Origin of the sequence: Paraburkholderia youngii (assembly GCF_013366925.1) — a bacterium.
Classification (GTDB): Bacteria; Pseudomonadota; Gammaproteobacteria; order Burkholderiales; family Burkholderiaceae; genus Paraburkholderia; species Paraburkholderia youngii.
Genome location: NZ_JAALDK010000001.1, coordinates 6,393,258 through 6,409,178, shown reverse-complemented (window position 1 = coordinate 6,409,178; position 15,921 = coordinate 6,393,258). Strand labels below are relative to the sequence as shown.

The window sequence follows — 15,921 nt, the reverse complement described above, 5'->3', positions numbered from 1 at the left end:
GCCATTTAGACCTTCGTCTCGACCTGATCGAGCCATTCGCCGAACATCCGACACCCGGCGGCTTCGAGCGCGGGACCGTATCGAGCGGTGTCGGCGCGCAACTGTCGCGCGTCGATGCCGTGACCCGACAGTTCATTGGCATTGCCAATCAGCCAAGGTTCGAACCGATCGGTGCGGATCTCAGGATGACACTGCAAGCCCAGCACGTGATCGCCCCATGCGAAGGCCTGATTCTCGCAGGCCCGAGTCGAAGCCAGACGGGTCGCGTTGGTGGGCAGATCGAAGGTGTCGCCGTGCCAATGCAGCATCGACGTATGAGCGCCATCGAGATGACGCAGTGGCGATGCGCGGCCCGCATCGGTCAGCGTAAGCGGTGCCCAGCCTAGTTCGGCCTGAGCCGCGGGGTAGACGCGCGCACCCAACGCCCGGGCGATCAGCTGTGCGCCAAGGCAGATACCAAGTGTCGGCAAACCGGCCGCAATGCGCTTTTCGATCAACGACAGCAGCGGCGCTAGCGTGGGGTACAGCGCATCGTCGGTGGCACTGATCGGGCCGCCCAGCACGACCATCAGCGACGCGGCAATCGGATTGGGCGCCTCGATACGGGCGACGCCCACGTCGAGATAGCGGACCGGACGCCCGCGCTCACCGAGCACGAGCTCGAGACTGCCCAGATCCTCGAAGTGCACATGGCGGATGGCGAGTACTTCCCGATTCATCGGCCTGCCCTATCTTCAGGTTGACTAACGACTTGCCGCCAACGACTTTATCCTTGCACGGCACCAGCCGGCAAGCAGGCGGCGTATACCGCCCGCCGTAGCCGGCCAGGTCATGTTAGCGGATTGTTCCGGAAGACGCCGGTTATTGCGCGAAGATCTTCCAGGTCTTCTTCTGGGTGGCTACGTCCGCCGTTTCGTGCACGGAACAGTCGAGACGCACATCGGTATCCGACATGTTCAGGTCGAGCAGCGCGCAATGATGCGGCGTCTTCTTCGGATTCTTGCTTGCCTGGAAATGCGTGCAGCTCAGGCACATGCGATGCGACGGAATCGTGTTTTGCGCTTCGAGCTGATAGATGGTCTTGAGCAGCGTGCGATAGAACACCGACTGTTCGTCCTCGCGCAGCGTGCCGACCGCCTTGGACAGGAAGTCCGGCCATTGCGCGGCGCGTTTGGCAGCGGTGCGGCCACGCGAGGTCAGGCGTACCGCGAGCGCGCGACCGTCGTCGAGTGCGCGACGCTTTTCGACGAGACCCTTGGTCTCGAGCGTGCTGACCGCATCGCTGGTGGTCGCGGCGGTCAACGCCGTTTCGCGCGCGATCTCGCCGAGACGCATCGGCCCCTTGCGTTGCATCAACAGCACGAGGATCTCACCCTGGGTCGGCGTCAGGCCCGCGCCTTCCGCCCATTCCCAAGCCTGGCTTCGCATCGCCGTGCTCAATCGCAAGAGGCTGTGGGTCACTCGCCCGTTTGCCTGTTCTCCGTATACGCCTTCGCTCATAATCTTCGATTCGTTTATTTACCGCTTTGGTGCGATGCCGGCGGTTGCCTGCCGGGGTACGCCTGTCGCGTGTGTGGGTAGCTTCGTCCAACCGCGGATGAAGCCGTTTGTACTATCTCAAAAATACACCGCCTTGGAAGCCGAAGGCGGCGAAAAACGACATTCTATGCGAGACCCGCAAATCGTACAGCTAACTTATCCAACGCGAGCTGTGGATAAGCAGGGGAAAACGTTTGGATAGCCTGTGTACCGTTTTGCAACAAGGACTTGCAGCGTGTCGAGCGTTTCCTCGGTTGGGCTTGCCAGGCTTGGCCGGAGCGTCTCTCGTCAGCCCGGTTATCAATTCCCCAGAGCATTGACTTTGCAGGTATTTATTCAGTTGTCCACAGCCTTTGGCAACGCCTGCTCACTGCCCCTAGGCTGGTATACGTAAACTTTCGACAAACCTGAAGGGTTGCGCGCACGAAAAGGCGTAAAAATTTTTTTACGAAAAAAAACCCGCACGGGGCGGGTTTCGTCGGAACGTCGCGTAACTGCCGCACGCAAACGGTTTCATGAGGTATTCGCGGCTAGGCTCGCCACTGCAAACACTGCTGCCGAACCGCTTCATGCAAGGACTTCTCCTGCGCGAACACGCTGCGCAACCACGTCGCGTCGTTGACCTGGCCACGCGCGATCGCGCCGACTTCGGCCAGCGCATTGACCGAGCCGAGCGCTTGCGCATGCGATCCGATCTGTTCGAGCGTTTCGAGGATATCTTCGGAAATCGTCTTTCGTTCACCGGTTTGCGGATTGATGCAGGTGCCGCCGAGTCCGAAACGGCAGGCTTCGAAACGGTTGAACGTGTAGACCAGATAGTCGTCTTCCTGCGGCGTGATCGGCTTGTCGAGCAGCAAATGACGCGCGAGCGTCTGGATGTAGCAGGCGATCGCCGCGGCGCGATCCACCGAAAACGGCGTATCCATCACCCGAACCTCGATCGTGCCGAACCCCGGCTTCGGACGGATATCCCAGTAGAAATCCTTCATGCTGTTGACCACGCCCGTGTGGACCATCTTCGAGAAATACTCCTCAAAGCTGTCCCACGTCAGCACGAACGGCGCGCGGCCCGACAGCGGAAACGCGAACACGGAATTCAGTCGTGCCGAATGAAATCCGGTATCGACACCCTGTACGAAAGGCGACGACGCGGACAGCGCAATGAAATGCGGGATGAAGCGCGACATCGAATGCAGCAGATACAGTGCGCTGTTCGGATTCGGGCAACCGATGTGCACGTGCTGGCCGAACACCGTGAATTGCTTCGCGAGATAGCCGTACAGCTCGGAAAGATACTGAAAACGTGGCGTATCGACGATCTGCCGCTCGCTCCATTGCTGGAAGGGATGCGTTCCGCCGCCGCACAAACCGACGTTCAGATGGTCGGCGGCGGATACCAGCGTGTCACGAATCTTGCGCAGATCGGCGACCGCCTGTTCGTGCGACGTGCAGATGCCGGTCGACAGCTCGATCATGCTTTCGGTGATTTCCGGCGTGATGTTGCCGGGGATTTTTTCGTCCTTGATGAGGCGCAGCAGATCGGTGCCGGCTTTGGTCAGATCATAGTCGTGCGTATTGACGATCTGCATTTCGAGTTCGATACCGAACGTGAACGGTTTCGAATCGATGAAGGGTTCGAGTGACATGGCGTCCCCTGAGTCAGGTCGTTTGAGGCGAAGGAATTGAAAAGACGGGTTCGTGAAACGCGCATGGCACCCACGCGCGTTTCACGCTCACCCCACGCGCCGCTCGGCGACGAGCGCGAGGCTGCGATAGACGAGCCACGGCCCGAGAATCTGCAGCACGAAAATCGAACACATGACGATCGCGCGCAATTGCGGATCGAAGCTCGGATACAGGTTGTACGTGTCGTCGACGAGCAGGTACGCGAGCGCCGACATCGGTGACAACGACAGGCCGAGTGCGATGCCCTGCTTCAGGTTCAGGCCGCTCGGCTTCGCGAAAGCCAGCACGCCGACCAGCTTCGCGACGAGGCGAGCAACGATCAGGCCCAGCGCCGCGACTCCGCCCAACGCGATGTGCCTCCATTCGAACGACGTCAGCGTCAGAACGAACAGGATCACCGTCAGCAGCCAGCCCGCGGTGCCGAAATGCTGCGGCCACAACTGCGGACGCGCTTCGTGATTCTTCACGATGATGCCCGCGGCGAGCAGCGCGAGAATCGTCGATAGCTTGAACAGATGCGCGATTGCGATCGCAAGCAGCACGAGACCGAACAGCGCGACGAACGAATGCTCGTCGTGCATGTTCAGGCGCCGATAGAAGAACGTGCAGGTGCGCGCGAGCAGATATGCGAGCACGAGCGAGCCGACCAGCAGGTACAACGGCTGCAGGATCGTCGCGAACACGTTGCCGTAAACCTCCTGATGCAGCCAGCTCGACACGAGCTTTTCGATCACGACCGCGTACATGCTGTTCAGCGCGGTCAAGGTCAGAAGACGCTGCGTGACCTGGCCTTCGGCGCGCAGTTCGGTTTTGAGCTGGATCACCATCGCGGGAGATGTCGCCATCGCGATCGCGGCCAGTACGGTCGCGACCATCAGCGGCACGTGCAGGAATAGGAGCACCGGCAGCACCAGCACGAAAGTCAGCGTGGCTTCGGCCACGCTCGACAGAATCAGCCACGGATTACGGCGGATCCAGCGCAGATCGAGCCGGCTGCCCAGTTCGAACAGCAACAGGCCGAGCGCGACGTCGAGCAGCGGCCGCGCGGCGCTCGCGGAATCCGCATCGATTACGCCAAAGCCGGCCCCGCCGGCTATGAGGCCGATCACCGCATAGCCGGAAATGCGCGGTAAACGCCACGCGCGAAAGCAAAGCTCGCCGCACAGACCAGCGACAAGCAATGCGAGACCTGCCCAGAAAATGGCGTCGGGTGAAAGCGGCCACGCAGGCAGAAACGAAAACGCCGAATTCATCGTAATGGGTTCTCCTTGGCAGCAACGGCAGACGACACGAACCGGCGCACACGCACGCCGTGGCACGAGCGAACCGAGAGCGCTCGTTGTCGCAAGCGCTTCGCGAAGTCAGCGTTGCGAGGTTTCAATGATCGGATGATCGGAATGCGCCGCGGCCGCAAAAAACCGCACTGAGTCGGGCACATTCACGGGATGCGGCAGTAGCAACAGGCACGGTGAAGGAACGCCGTCGACCTTGAATCAGATTCTGTTTGACCGGCACCGTTCCGTTGCTGCGCGTGCCGTCAGATGCGGTGGCACGACGCGGAAAAGAACCGGGATTGTGCCATAGCTTGTTCCGCGTTAACCGAAAAGACGTTAACTCGCTGGCAAAACGGTAAAAAAGTACGTTATTTTCATACCGAACGGAAAAAGCGACCTTTTTTCGAGGTATCCCGTCAATTTCAACAACATCGCGAACGGTGAATCCGCTCCCTGGCATTACGCCCGCGTGTGTGACCTTGATGTGCGGTTTGGTCTGCGTTTCTTTCGCGCTCTTCCCAGGTTAACCGCGCGCATCGAGCAATCCGTTTACGTCAGCTCGAACGAAATTCATCCAGCCGATAGGCGGGGCGCTAGCCCCCGTCTTTGCTGTTTACTGGTTTACCGTATGTATACGTAGTAACAGTTAACAAGCTGCCTCGGTTTCTGTGGATAACCTATGTTTTCCGAAATAAATCATCAGGTTGTCGGCCGCATAACCGGATGGACAGCATGTGCGGCTGCGGCCGGTATACGCGAGCAACTTTTCGCACTTTTTCGTGATGTCCCAGTTACCCCGTTTACGTCCACAACGGCTCCACACCACTTGCGCCGGCTAACTGCGTGGTTATCCACAGGTTGCGGTGGATAAGCGGAGGTGTCGGTTAACGTGGTTTACAGCGCGGGCGGAGTTAACGTGCCGGGCGTTAACTCCGCAATGGTCGAACCGGTTAACCGATCGTCCCTTGTCGCAACGAACGCAGCAGAAAACGCCCGGGGTCGATGTCCTCGGCGAGATCGCGTTCCAGCGGCCACGGCTCGCCTTCGATCTGTGATGCGATCAGTTCAGCGCCGAGCGCGGCCCACACCAGCCCGCGAGAACCATAAGCGAATGCGCCGTATAGACCGTCGACGCGCGGCAGATCGAGCGGCCAGGCGCCGCGCAGGCGAGCAGCATCGCGTGCGGCGGCGGCTTCGTCAGCGAGCTGGCCGATCATCGGCATGCGGTCCGAGGTCACGCAGCGAAACGCAACGCGTCCGCTGAGCGAGTTCAGCGACGCCTCATCGAGTGCGCTTGCGAACGACGGCAGCATCTGCGCGACGCGCTCGAGATTCTCGCGGTGACCGTCCGCGCGCAGCGACGTGTCGGGGTCGTCGAGCTCATAGGTCGCGCCTGTCAGCGTGACGCCGTTCGCGAGCGGCACGGCATAGCCCTCGCCGATCACCGGCAGCGCGAGCGGCGCGACGGTCCCCGCCGGCAGCAAGCTCAACTGACCGCGAATGCTGCGAGTCGGCGCATGACGCAAGCCAGCGATGCGCGCAGCTTCATGCGCACCGGCGACGATCACGACCGGCGCTCGCGCGACCATCTTTCCCGCGATATCGAAGACGGTCCACTGGTCGCCGCAACGTTCGAGCCGCGCGACTTCGACGCCGAAGCGTCGTTCAAGCAAGCCGCCTGCCGATGCCAATTGCGCCGCGCAAAGAGAGGCGGGATCGATCCAGCCGCCGCGCGGAAAGAACCAGCCGCCACGCGCGAGCGGCATGCCGGCGAGTTGCGCTGCATCGGCCGCGGAGACCGGCGTCACGTATTCGGACGGATAGCGAAACGTGGCGATGGCCGCGCCGATCGCGCGCGATTCGTCGTCGTCCGCGGCGATCTGCAGCAGGCCGCGATCTCCGCGGGCCAGTCGATGCCCTGCGTTTTCGAGTACGGTCCAACGATTGAGCGAGTACAGAAAGCCCGCCCGCGTGACGCGCGACGCGACACTGTCGTCGCGCGAAATCATTGGGTGGAATACGCCGGCCGGATTGCCCGACGCATCCTGGGCAACCGACCCATGCCGCTCGAGCGAAGTCACGCGCCAGCCGCGTGCCGCAAGCCGCTCGATCACTGCGCAGCCGGCCAGCCCCGCTCCGATCACGACCGCATGTCGTTCATCATGGCCGAACGGCGCGGGCGGTTCATAACGGCGCACACGCCAGCGCGGCGCGAAGCGGCCGACCAGCATCGCGCGTTTCCAGCCGAAGCCGTCGACCTTGCGATACTCGAAGCCGCATTGCGTCAACGCGCGTTTGACGTCGCCCGCGCTGCTATAGGTGGAGAAGGTTGCGTCATCGCCGGCGACACGCGCGAGCGCCTTGAAGATCGCCGGACTCCACAGCTCGGGATTTTTCGCGGGCGCGAAGCCATCGAGATAAAACGCATCGGCACGCAGCCGCAATGCGGGCAGGCTGTCGAGCGCATCGGCGAAGATCAACGTCAGCACGACGCGGCCGCCTTCGAATTCGAGCCGGTGCGTACCGGGCACGAGCATCGGCCATGCGTTCACGAGCGTGTCCGCGAGTTCGGTGATGAGCGGATCGGAGATCGTCGATTCGTGGACGCGGCGCAGATCGGCCGCGCTAAACGGATGCTTTTCGGTCGACACGAAATGCAGCCGCTCGCAGCGTGCGGGATCGGCGCGCCACGCGGCCCACGTGACGAGAAAGTTGATGCCGATGCCAAAGCCGGTTTCGAGCACGGTGAAGGTTCGACGGCTCTGCCATCTTTCGGGCAATTCGTTGCCGCGCAGAAAGACGTAGCGAGCCTGCTCGAGCGCGCCGACGGCGCTGTGATAGATGTCGTCGTAGTGCGGTGAAAAGGGGCTGCCGTTGTCGCGGAAAGCGAGGACGGCGGGGATCAGCGGATCGGTCATGCGCGACGGGAAAACACGCTCAAAAGATCGCTCGAAAGAGCGGGTTCGATGGTCGGAGTCGGCGCGCGCCGCGCGCGAGTCGCCGCAAAAGACCCATCAGGACGCTTTCAGACGCTTTGCTGCGTTGGCAAAAACCAACGCTAACCCCCGCCAGGACTGGGTTTCAGCCCTCGTTTAGGGGGTGCTGAAGGGCAAAATTTCGATTTACTTGCAAGAACGGCCCGAAAACCGTGCAATTCCTCGAAACCCTTATCCTGATTGGGTTTGCGCTGCGCTATCATAGCAAGCGCCGCGAAGGGAGCGGCAGCACGGCCGCCGAACAGTATCCTGTCCGGCGTGGGAGATCTTCAGGATCGGGGCCGCAGCTGCTCGACGGCGCGGTGCGCGCACGTATAATCGGCGCGGTCGCGCTGTTCGTATCAACCTAAACTCAGAAAGGAACCTTAATGAACAAACAGGAACTGATCGACGCTGTCGCAGGACAGACGGGCGCCAGCAAGGCTCAAACCGGTGAAACGCTGGACACGTTGCTTGAAGTGATCAAGAAGTCTGTGTCGAAGGGTGAGGCGGTCCAGTTGATCGGCTTCGGTAGCTTTGGTTCGGGCAAGCGCGCAGCGCGTACGGGGCGTAATCCGAAGACCGGCGAAACCATCAAGATCCCGGCTGCCAAGACTGTCAAGTTCACGGCAGGCAAGGCGTTCAAGGACGCAGTCAACAAGCGCTAAGCAGACTACTGCCGGGCAGTTGACACCCGCGAGAAAAACCCGCCAGTGGCGGGTTTTTTTTCGTCCGTGCATGAGGTTCGAATGCGCGGCGTGCTTCGTTCAGTCATGACGATGCGCGTTCTTGCCGTGGTCATGTCCACAATGCTCGCAGTCGTCGCCGTGCCCGTGATGATGATGGTGATGCTGGTCGTCATCGTGATCGTGATCGTGGTCGTCGAACTCCCATGCCGGGAACGGATCGGGGAACTGCTGCCAGGCTTGCGGCCCGAGCGCGTATTCGTCGTCGGTGAGCAGACAGGCATCGAACTTCGCGCGCCACAGGGCGGGATCGATATCGACGCCGATCAGCGCGAACTCCTGACGACGATCGCCGATGCTCATATCGTCCGGCTCGCCGTACCAGTCGGCGGCGATTTCGGCGGCCAGCTCGTCGTCGCCTTCCGGCCATTCGCTGCGATCCTGCGCGGCCCACCACATGCCCGCGGGGCCGTGCCGGCAAGCACCACCGGCCTGCGAGAGCGAACCGCCGATATCGTTGCGCGTCGCGAGCCAGAAGAATCCCTTGCTGCGCAGTACGCCCTTCCACTCCTGGTGCAGCAGCTCCCATAGCCGCTGCGGATGAAACGGCCGGCGTGCGCGATAGACGAAATAGCCGACGCCGTATTCGTCGGCTTCGCTGTGATGCATGCGGCCATCTTTACCGCCGTGCTCATTCTCGTGCTTGTGCTCGAGCGCCGCGAGCCAGCCCTGCGCATTCGACGCTTCGTCGAAATCGAAGCGTCCGGTGTTCAGCACCTGATCGAGCGGCACGTCGGCAAAGCGGCTCACGAGCTGCACCGCGCGCGGGTTCAGGCGCGCGAGGATGCGCTGCAAACGCGCGAGCTCGTCCGCGCTGACGAGATCAATCTTGTTCACGACGAGCACGTCACAAAACTCGATCTGCTCGATCAGCAACTCCCCGATCATGCGGTCGTCGCCTTCGTCGACCGTGACGCCGCGTTCGGAGAGCGCATCGGCAGACGCGTAATCGCGCAGGAAGTTGAACGCATCGACGACCGTGACCATCGTATCGAGCCGGGCGGCTTCGCCGGGCGACGGGGCTTCGTCGCCATCGTATGTGATGGTTTCGGCAATCGACATGGGCTCGGCGATGCCAATCGATTCGATCACCAGCACGTCGAAGCGCTTTTCGCCGGCGAGGCGACGGATGTCGCTTTGCAGATCGTCGCGCGGTGTGCAGCAAATGCAGCCGTTCCTGAGTTCGACGATCTGCTCGCCGACGCCCGGCAGCTCGGCCGCATCACGCACGAGCGTCGGCTCGATATCGACGTCGGCCAGATCGTCGACGATCGCGGCGACGCGCAAACCGGCGCGATTCGCGAGGATGTGGTTCAGGAGCGTGGTCTTGCCAGCGCCCAGAAAACCGGAGAGCACGGTGATGGGCATTAGCGGCTGGTTCATCGCGGTACGAAATACGGGAAGATTGGAAGGCGTGCGGGGCGTGGGGCCAAATCGTCGGCGTCGCTGCGACGGCGCGAAAAAGCACGAAATCGCATTGTGCATTAAAATGCGTGCGGCTCGTGCGAGCGACAGCGTTGGAATGGCTTACTGCGCGGGCATCAACTTCCAGCTGCGCAGAATCGCAGCGATCTGTTGCGCGTATTTGTCCCGCAACGTCGGCGTCTCCGAGTGGTATGCTCCGACCGCCTGCCAGGTATTGCCGTACTTGTTCATCTGGCGGCGCAGATGCCACGCCGCGATGTAAACGTTCTTGCACGGCTCCATCAGCGTGCCCTGCGAGATCCCGTACTGGGAGAGCACCGGCAGATGCACCGAATTGATTTGCATCACACCGTAGTCGGTCGAGCCGTTCGCGTTCTTGTGCTGCGCATCCGGCCGGTTGTGCGACTCCTGCCACGCGATAGCCCGTAAGATCAGCGGATTGACCTTCTGATACTTCGCCGCTTCATCGAAGCAGTCGGCGCGCGCGGAACCGGCTGCGGCGAGCAGCGCGAGGGTGGCGGCAAAGGTGACGAGCGGACGTATCATCGGTCAATAGGACTAAGCAAACCCGAGGTAAGAATCGGTAAGGCAGTTCGCCGACCGCGTCTCGGCCGCAACGGCAAGCTGGCCGGGCGTTCGTCGAGCATCGGGGAAAACCCGCGTCAGCAAACACATAACAGTGGGTCGAACGGCTCGTATCATACCGGCAGTCCGACCTTCGTCAAGTTGGCTAACCGACATAAGACCGTACAAAGCCGGGTAATGGCGTGAGTGTACGGTGATGGTTAGCTTTCAATTTAATAACAGCTCTGCGATCTTCATGGATTCGCATGAGGCCCCTTGTTTTGTTTCAATTCCGACATGAAAAGCTGTTACTGTTCGATTTTTTCGGACGTCGGGACGCTGGAGCTCGAAGCGAAACTCGCTTTTAGGGCCGGCTCACAAACCGACCAGGCGGTAGCTTGCCGCCGGGTCCGCATCGCATGACCGTCGGTGGCAGAGGCTGCCGGCATCGATATCACATCCCATGAGAAGAAATTGTATGGCTTTGCGTCGGGCGGCAACGGCGCTGCTGGTGGCTGGACTGATCACCGCGCAAACTGCACAGGCGCAGGTGACACTCAACTTCGTCAACGCCGACATCGACCAGGTCGCCAAGGCGATCGGCGCGGCAACCGGCAAGACGATCATCGTCGATCCGCGGGTGAAGGGGCAACTGAACCTCGTGTCCGAAAATTCTGTGCCTCAGGATCAGGCGCTCAAAACCCTGCAGTCCGCGCTGCGCATGCAGGGGTTCGCGCTCGTGCAGGATCATGGCGTGCTGAAAGTGGTGCCCGAGGCCGACGCCAAGCTACAGGGCGTGCCGACCTACGTCGGCAACGCGCCGACGGCGCGCGGCGACCAGGTCGTCACGCAGGTTTTCACGCTGAGGAATGAATCGGCCAACAATCTGCTGCCGGTTCTGCGTCCGCTGATCTCGCCGAACAACACGGTCGCGGCCTACCCCTCCAACAATACGATCGTCGTCACCGACTACGCCGACAACGTGCGGCGCATCGCCCAGATCATCGCGGGTGTCGATAGCGCGGCCGGCCAGGCGGTTGCAGTCGTGCCGTTGAAGAACGCGAATGCGATCGACATCGCGCAGCAGATGAACAAGATGCTCGATCCGGGCTCGATCGGCAGCACGGACGCGACGCTCAAGGTGTCGATCTCGTCCGATCCGCGCACCAACTCGCTGCTGATGCGCGCGTCGAACACCGCACGCCTCGCGGCGGCCAAGGAGCTCGCCAAGCAGCTCGACATGCCGACCGCGATGCCGGGCAACATCCACGTCGTGCCGCTACGCAATGCCGACGCGACGAAGCTCGCGCGCACGCTGCGCAGCATGCTCGGCAAGGGCGGCGGCGAGGGCTCGTCGGGCGGCGCGAATGAGGCGAACTCGTTCAACCAGAGCACGAGCGGCGGCGGCGGTGGTGGTGGCGGCGGCGGTGGCGGTCTGTCGAACAGCAGCTATTCGACGGGCTCGTCGGGCACGCCGCCGTTGCCGTCGGGCGGCCTCGGCGGCGGCTCGATGAACTCGCCGATGGGCGGCGGCGCTTCGGGCTCGAGCAGCAGCAGCGGTGGTTTTCTGAGCAGCGACAAGGAGAAGAGCGAGGACCAGGGCGGCGGCATGATCACGGCCGATCCCGCGACGAACTCGCTGATCGTCACGGCGCCCGAAGCGACGTACCGCAACTTGCGCGCGGTGATCGACCAGCTCGATGCGCGTCGCGCGCAGGTGTATATCGAGGCACTGATCGTCGAGCTGAACTCGAATACGAGCGGCAACCTCGGCATTCAGTGGCAGGTCGCGAACGGTAACCTGTTTGCCGGTACCAACCTGGCGACCGGCTCGGGCAACAGCATCATCAACTTGACGGCTGCTGCGGCGGCTGCTGGCTCGACCGGCGGTCTCGCGACGGCGCTGGGCAGCCAGGGCCTGCAACAGGGCTTGAACGTCGGCTGGATCCACAACATCTTCGGCGTGCAGGGTCTCGGCGCGCTGCTGCAGGCGCTGTCGCAGACCGCCGACGCGAACGTGCTGTCCACGCCGAACCTCATCACGCTCGACAACGAAGAAGCGAAGATCATCGTCGGTACCAACGTGCCAATCCAGACCGGTTCGTACTCGAACCTGACGAGCGGCACGACGAGCGCGGCGTTCAATACGTTCGACCGGGTCGACGTCGGTCTGACGCTGCACGTGAAGCCGCAGATCACCGACGGCGGCATCCTGAAGCTGCTGCTCTACACGGAAGATTCGGCAATCGTGAACGGCACGAACAACGCGGCGACGAACCCGGCGGGCCCGGAATTCACGAAGCGTTCGATCCAGTCGACCGTGCTGTGCGATAACGGCGAGATCATCGTGCTCGGCGGCCTGATGCAGGACAACTACCAGGTCAGCAACAGCAAAGTGCCGCTGCTTGGCGACATTCCGTGGCTGGGCCAGCTGTTCCGCTCCGAGCAGAAGACGCGCAACAAGACTAACCTGATGGTGTTCCTGCGTCCGGTCATTCTCGCCGACCGCGACACCACGCAGGCCGTCACGGCGAACCGCTACGACTACATCCAGGGTGTGCAGGGCGCGTACCGTCAGGACAACAACATCATGAGGGATCGCGACGATCCGGTCGTGCCGCCGATGCCGCTCGGCCCGAGCCAGGGCGGGGTGCCGGCGATGAACCTGTTCGACCTGAACCAGATGCGCCGCCAGCAAATGATGCCGCAGCAGGCACCGCAACAGGTTCCACAACAGGTACCGCCGCAGGCCGTACCCCAAGCTGGCGCGCCGGCCGTGCCGCAAGCTGGCGCGCAGACTACAACCCAACCCGTGCCGCAGACGGTGCCGCAAACCATGCCGCAACCGGCCGTCGTCGAGCCGGCGAGCGGCCCGGTGCCGAGCACGGTGTCGCCGGGAGCGCGTCCGTGACGCAGATGCCCGCGCAAACCGCGCCCTCGCAACGTCCGCTGAACGGCGATGCCGCGGCCGGCGAGCGCGCGGCGCCCTCGCCGCTTGCCGCCCGGCTCGTGCCATACGGTTTTGCGCGCAGCGGCCAGATCCTGGTCGCGCATCAGCATGCCGATAGCCTCGAAGTCTGGATCAGCGAACGCACGAGCGAAGCCGCGCTTGCCGAAATCGCGCGCAACTACGGCGTAGTGTCGGTCGTGCGCGTGCCCGCCGACGATCTCGCGCAGGCGATCAACCAGGCCTATGCGCGCCAGGACGGCAGCGCCGCGCAGGTGGTCGGCGAAGTGGAAGGCGAAGTCGATCTGTCGCGGCTGATGCAGGACATCCCCGAGGTCGAGGATCTGCTCGAATCGGAAGACGACGCGCCGATCATCCGCATGATCAACGCGCTGCTCACGCAAGCCGCACGCGAGCAGGCATCGGATATTCATATCGAACCGTTCGAGAATGCGTCGGTAGTGCGTTTTCGCGTCGACGGCACGCTGCGCGACGTGGTGCGGCCCAAGAAAGCGCTGCACGGCGCGCTGATCTCGCGGATCAAGATCATGGCGCAGCTCGACATCGCGGAAAAACGTTTGCCGCAGGACGGCCGCATCACGCTGCGCGTTGGCGGTCGTCCAGTCGACGTGCGGGTATCGACGCTGCCGACGGGCCACGGCGAGCGCGCGGTGCTGCGTCTGCTCGAGAAAGACGCGGCGCGGCTCAATCTCGAAGCGCTCGGCATGGCATCCGACACGCTCGGCCAGTTCGACAAGCTGATCGGCAAGCCGCACGGTATCGTGCTCGTGACGGGCCCGACCGGCTCAGGCAAGACGACGACGCTGTATGCGTCGATGTCGCGACTGGAGACGGCAACCACCAACATCATGACGGTGGAAGACCCGATCGAATACGACCTGTCCGGCATCGGCCAGACCCAGGTCAACGAGCGGATCGGCATGAGCTTCGCGCGCGCATTGCGCTCGATTCTGCGTCAGGACCCGGACGTCATCATGATCGGTGAAATCCGCGACCTCGAAACCGCGCAGATCGCGGTGCAGGCATCGCTGACCGGTCACCTTGTGCTCGCCACGCTGCACACGAACGACGCGGCATCGGCCGTCACGCGTCTGACCGACATGGGCGTCGAGCCGTATCTGCTCGCCTCGTCGCTGCTCGGCGTGCTCGCGCAGCGGCTGGTGCGGCGGCTGTGCCCGGTGTGCCGCGAAGAGCGCACCGAAGAAGATGGCAGCAAACGCTGGCATCCGGTCGGCTGCGACCGTTGTGGCCAGTCCGGTTACGCGGGACGCCGCGGCGTCTACGAGCTGTTGCTGATCGACGAATCGATCCGCTCGCTGATCCACCGCAACGCGGCCGATGCCGAAATTCTCGAAGCGGGCCGCGCCCAAGGCATGCGCACGCTGCGCGAGGATTCGGAGCGCTGGCTCGCATCGGGACTGACGTCGCTCGAAGAAGTGATTCGCGTGACGGGCGGAGCATAAGCGCATGCCGGCATTCCGTTTTGAAGCGATCGACGCGGCGGGCAAGGCACAAAAAGGCGTGCTCGACGCCGACAGTGCGCGCGGCGCGCGCACCAACCTGCGTTCGCAGGGACTCACGCCGCTCGTCGTCGAACCGGCGGCGTCGCGCACGCGCGGCGAGCGCAATCAGCGGCTCGCGCTCGGGCGTCGTCTGTCGCAGCGCGAGCAGGCGATTCTGACGCGGCAGCTCGCGAGTCTGCTGATCGCGGGCCTGCCGCTCGACGAAGCGCTCTCGGTGCTGACCGAGCAGTCGGAGCGCGACTACATCCGCGAGCTGATGGCGGCGATTCGCGCCGAAGTGCTCGGCGGTCATTCGCTTGCGAACGCGCTGCAGCAGCATCCGAAGGATTTCCCCGAGATCTACCGGGCGCTCGTCGCGGCCGGCGAACACACGGGCAAGCTCGGCCTGGTGCTGTCGCGGCTCGCGGATTACATCGAGCAGCGCAATGCCCTGAAGCAGAAGATCGTGCTGGCGTTCACGTATCCGACGATCGTCACGATCATCGCGTTCGGCATCGTTACGTTCCTGCTCAGCTATGTGGTGCCGCAGGTCGTCAACGTGTTCGCGAGCACCAAGCAGCAGCTGCCGTTTCTGACGATCATGATGATGGCGCTGTCCGGTTTCGTGCGGCACTGGTGGTGGGCGATGCTGATCGGCGTGATCGTGGTCGTCTATCTGGTGCGCGCGACGCTCAGGCAACCGGGGCCGCGCCTTGCCTTCGACCGCTGGCTGCTGACCGCGCCGCTGCTCGGCAAGCTGGTGCGCGGCTATAACACCGTGCGCTTCGCCAGCACGCTCGGCATTCTGACCGCGGCGGGCGTGCCGATTCTGCGCGCGTTGCAGGCCGCGGCCGATACGCTCAGCAACAACGCAATGCGCGAGAACATCGACGATGCGATCGTGCGGGTGCGCGAAGGTACGTCGCTGTCGCGCGCGCTGGGCAACACGAAGACGTTTCCGCCGGTGCTCGTGCACCTGATCCGCTCGGGTGAAGCGACCGGCGACGTGACGACGATGCTCGATCGCGCGGCCGACGGCGAAGCGCGCGAACTGGAGCGTCGCACGATGTTCCTGACGAGCCTGCTCGAGCCGCTGCTGATTCTGGCGATGGGGGGCGTGGTGCTCGTGATCGTGCTTGCGGTGATGCTGCCGATCATCGAACTGAACAACCTCGTGCAGTAGCGGCAGCCGTAGCGCGAGGAGGGAAAAGAAAGGATTGGCGCGGCGTGCCGTATCAGCCG

Annotated in this window: 12 protein-coding genes; 5 read left to right on the top strand and 7 right to left on the bottom strand. The window is 62.9% G+C overall.

Annotated elements, in window-relative coordinates; all coding sequences use genetic code 11:
- Positions 1-5: 5 nt before the first annotated feature.
- The 5 genes from G5S42_RS29200 to mnmC all read right to left on the bottom strand — a co-directional run bounded on the left by G5S42_RS29200 (position 6) and on the right by mnmC (position 7,417).
- Complete coding sequence (locus tag G5S42_RS29200) at positions 6-719, bottom strand: glutamine amidotransferase (protein ID WP_176109906.1); 714 nt, start codon at positions 717-719, stop codon at positions 6-8.
- A gap of 142 nt (positions 720-861) precedes the next feature.
- Positions 862-1,500: a MarR family winged helix-turn-helix transcriptional regulator gene (locus G5S42_RS29195; RefSeq protein WP_176109905.1), complete on the bottom strand. Its 639-nt coding sequence runs from the start codon at positions 1,498-1,500 to the stop codon at positions 862-864.
- 569 nt (positions 1,501-2,069) lie between these two features.
- Positions 2,070-3,185: a YbdK family carboxylate-amine ligase gene (locus G5S42_RS29190; RefSeq protein WP_176109904.1), complete on the bottom strand. Its 1,116-nt coding sequence runs from the start codon at positions 3,183-3,185 to the stop codon at positions 2,070-2,072.
- Between the two features lie 87 nt (positions 3,186-3,272).
- Positions 3,273-4,478, bottom strand: a complete 1,206-nt coding sequence (locus G5S42_RS29185; RefSeq protein ID WP_176109903.1) for a cation:proton antiporter — start codon at positions 4,476-4,478, stop codon at positions 3,273-3,275.
- A gap of 971 nt (positions 4,479-5,449) precedes the next feature.
- Positions 5,450-7,417, bottom strand: coding sequence for a bifunctional tRNA (5-methylaminomethyl-2-thiouridine)(34)-methyltransferase MnmC2/FAD-dependent 5-carboxymethylaminomethyl-2-thiouridine(34) oxidoreductase MnmC1 (mnmC, locus tag G5S42_RS29180; RefSeq protein ID WP_176109902.1), 1,968 nt, complete (start codon positions 7,415-7,417; stop codon positions 5,450-5,452).
- Positions 7,418-7,647: 230 nt separating this feature from the next.
- Between mnmC and G5S42_RS29175 the strand changes: the two genes are divergently transcribed.
- Both G5S42_RS29175 and G5S42_RS29170 read left to right on the top strand, forming a co-directional pair.
- Positions 7,648-7,845: a hypothetical protein gene (locus G5S42_RS29175; protein WP_176109901.1), complete on the top strand. Its 198-nt coding sequence runs from the start codon at positions 7,648-7,650 to the stop codon at positions 7,843-7,845.
- 18 nt (positions 7,846-7,863) lie between these two features.
- On the top strand, positions 7,864-8,142 hold the full coding sequence (locus G5S42_RS29170; RefSeq protein ID WP_013090989.1) for an HU family DNA-binding protein: 279 nt from the start codon (positions 7,864-7,866) through the stop codon (positions 8,140-8,142).
- A 99-nt stretch (positions 8,143-8,241) separates the two neighbouring features.
- Here the strand turns inward: G5S42_RS29170 and G5S42_RS29165 are convergent, their stop codons facing one another.
- Both G5S42_RS29165 and G5S42_RS29160 read right to left on the bottom strand, forming a co-directional pair.
- Positions 8,242-9,603 carry a GTP-binding protein gene (locus G5S42_RS29165; RefSeq protein WP_176109900.1) on the bottom strand — a complete coding sequence of 454 codons (1,362 nt, stop codon included), beginning with the start codon at positions 9,601-9,603 and terminating at the stop codon, positions 8,242-8,244.
- 144 nt (positions 9,604-9,747) lie between these two features.
- A complete protein-coding gene (locus G5S42_RS29160) occupies positions 9,748-10,191 on the bottom strand; it encodes a lytic transglycosylase domain-containing protein (protein ID WP_176109899.1) in 444 nt (147 codons plus the stop codon).
- A 496-nt stretch (positions 10,192-10,687) separates the two neighbouring features.
- On the opposite strand from G5S42_RS29160, the gene gspD reads away from it, so the two are divergent.
- The 3 genes from gspD to gspF are packed head-to-tail and all read left to right on the top strand — an operon-like array spanning position 10,688 to position 15,862.
- The gene (gspD, locus tag G5S42_RS29155; RefSeq protein ID WP_176109898.1) at positions 10,688-13,120 is read left to right on the top strand and encodes a type II secretion system secretin GspD; all 2,433 of its coding nucleotides are present in this window, start codon (positions 10,688-10,690) and stop codon (positions 13,118-13,120) included.
- Positions 13,121-13,125: 5 nt separating this feature from the next.
- Complete coding sequence (gene gspE / locus G5S42_RS29150) at positions 13,126-14,640, top strand: type II secretion system ATPase GspE (RefSeq protein WP_246392220.1); 1,515 nt, start codon at positions 13,126-13,128, stop codon at positions 14,638-14,640.
- Positions 14,641-14,644: 4 nt separating this feature from the next.
- Positions 14,645-15,862 (top strand): type II secretion system inner membrane protein GspF, encoded by a 1,218-nt coding sequence (gene gspF / locus G5S42_RS29145; protein WP_013090994.1) that lies wholly within the window; start codon positions 14,645-14,647, stop codon positions 15,860-15,862.
- Positions 15,863-15,921: the final 59 nt, after the last annotated feature.

Bases quoted from the DNA above. Each gene is read 5' to 3' on its own strand.
- gspD (WP_176109898.1), top strand. From the start codon at position 10,688: ATGGCTTTGCGTCGGGCGGCAACGGCGCTGCTGGTGGCTGGACTGATC.
- G5S42_RS29195 (WP_176109905.1), bottom strand. From the start codon at position 1,500: ATGAGCGAAGGCGTATACGGAGAACAGGCAAACGGGCGAGTGACCCAC.
- G5S42_RS29190 (WP_176109904.1), bottom strand. From the start codon at position 3,185: ATGTCACTCGAACCCTTCATCGATTCGAAACCGTTCACGTTCGGTATC.
- G5S42_RS29165 (WP_176109900.1), bottom strand. From the start codon at position 9,603: ATGAACCAGCCGCTAATGCCCATCACCGTGCTCTCCGGTTTTCTGGGC.
- G5S42_RS29160 (WP_176109899.1), bottom strand. From the start codon at position 10,191: ATGATACGTCCGCTCGTCACCTTTGCCGCCACCCTCGCGCTGCTCGCC.
- G5S42_RS29170 (WP_013090989.1), top strand. From the start codon at position 7,864: ATGAACAAACAGGAACTGATCGACGCTGTCGCAGGACAGACGGGCGCC.
- gspE (WP_246392220.1), top strand. From the start codon at position 13,126: ATGCCCGCGCAAACCGCGCCCTCGCAACGTCCGCTGAACGGCGATGCC.
- gspF (WP_013090994.1), top strand. From the start codon at position 14,645: ATGCCGGCATTCCGTTTTGAAGCGATCGACGCGGCGGGCAAGGCACAA.
- G5S42_RS29200 (WP_176109906.1), bottom strand. From the start codon at position 719: ATGAATCGGGAAGTACTCGCCATCCGCCATGTGCACTTCGAGGATCTG.
- G5S42_RS29185 (WP_176109903.1), bottom strand. From the start codon at position 4,478: ATGAATTCGGCGTTTTCGTTTCTGCCTGCGTGGCCGCTTTCACCCGAC.
- mnmC (WP_176109902.1), bottom strand. From the start codon at position 7,417: ATGACCGATCCGCTGATCCCCGCCGTCCTCGCTTTCCGCGACAACGGC.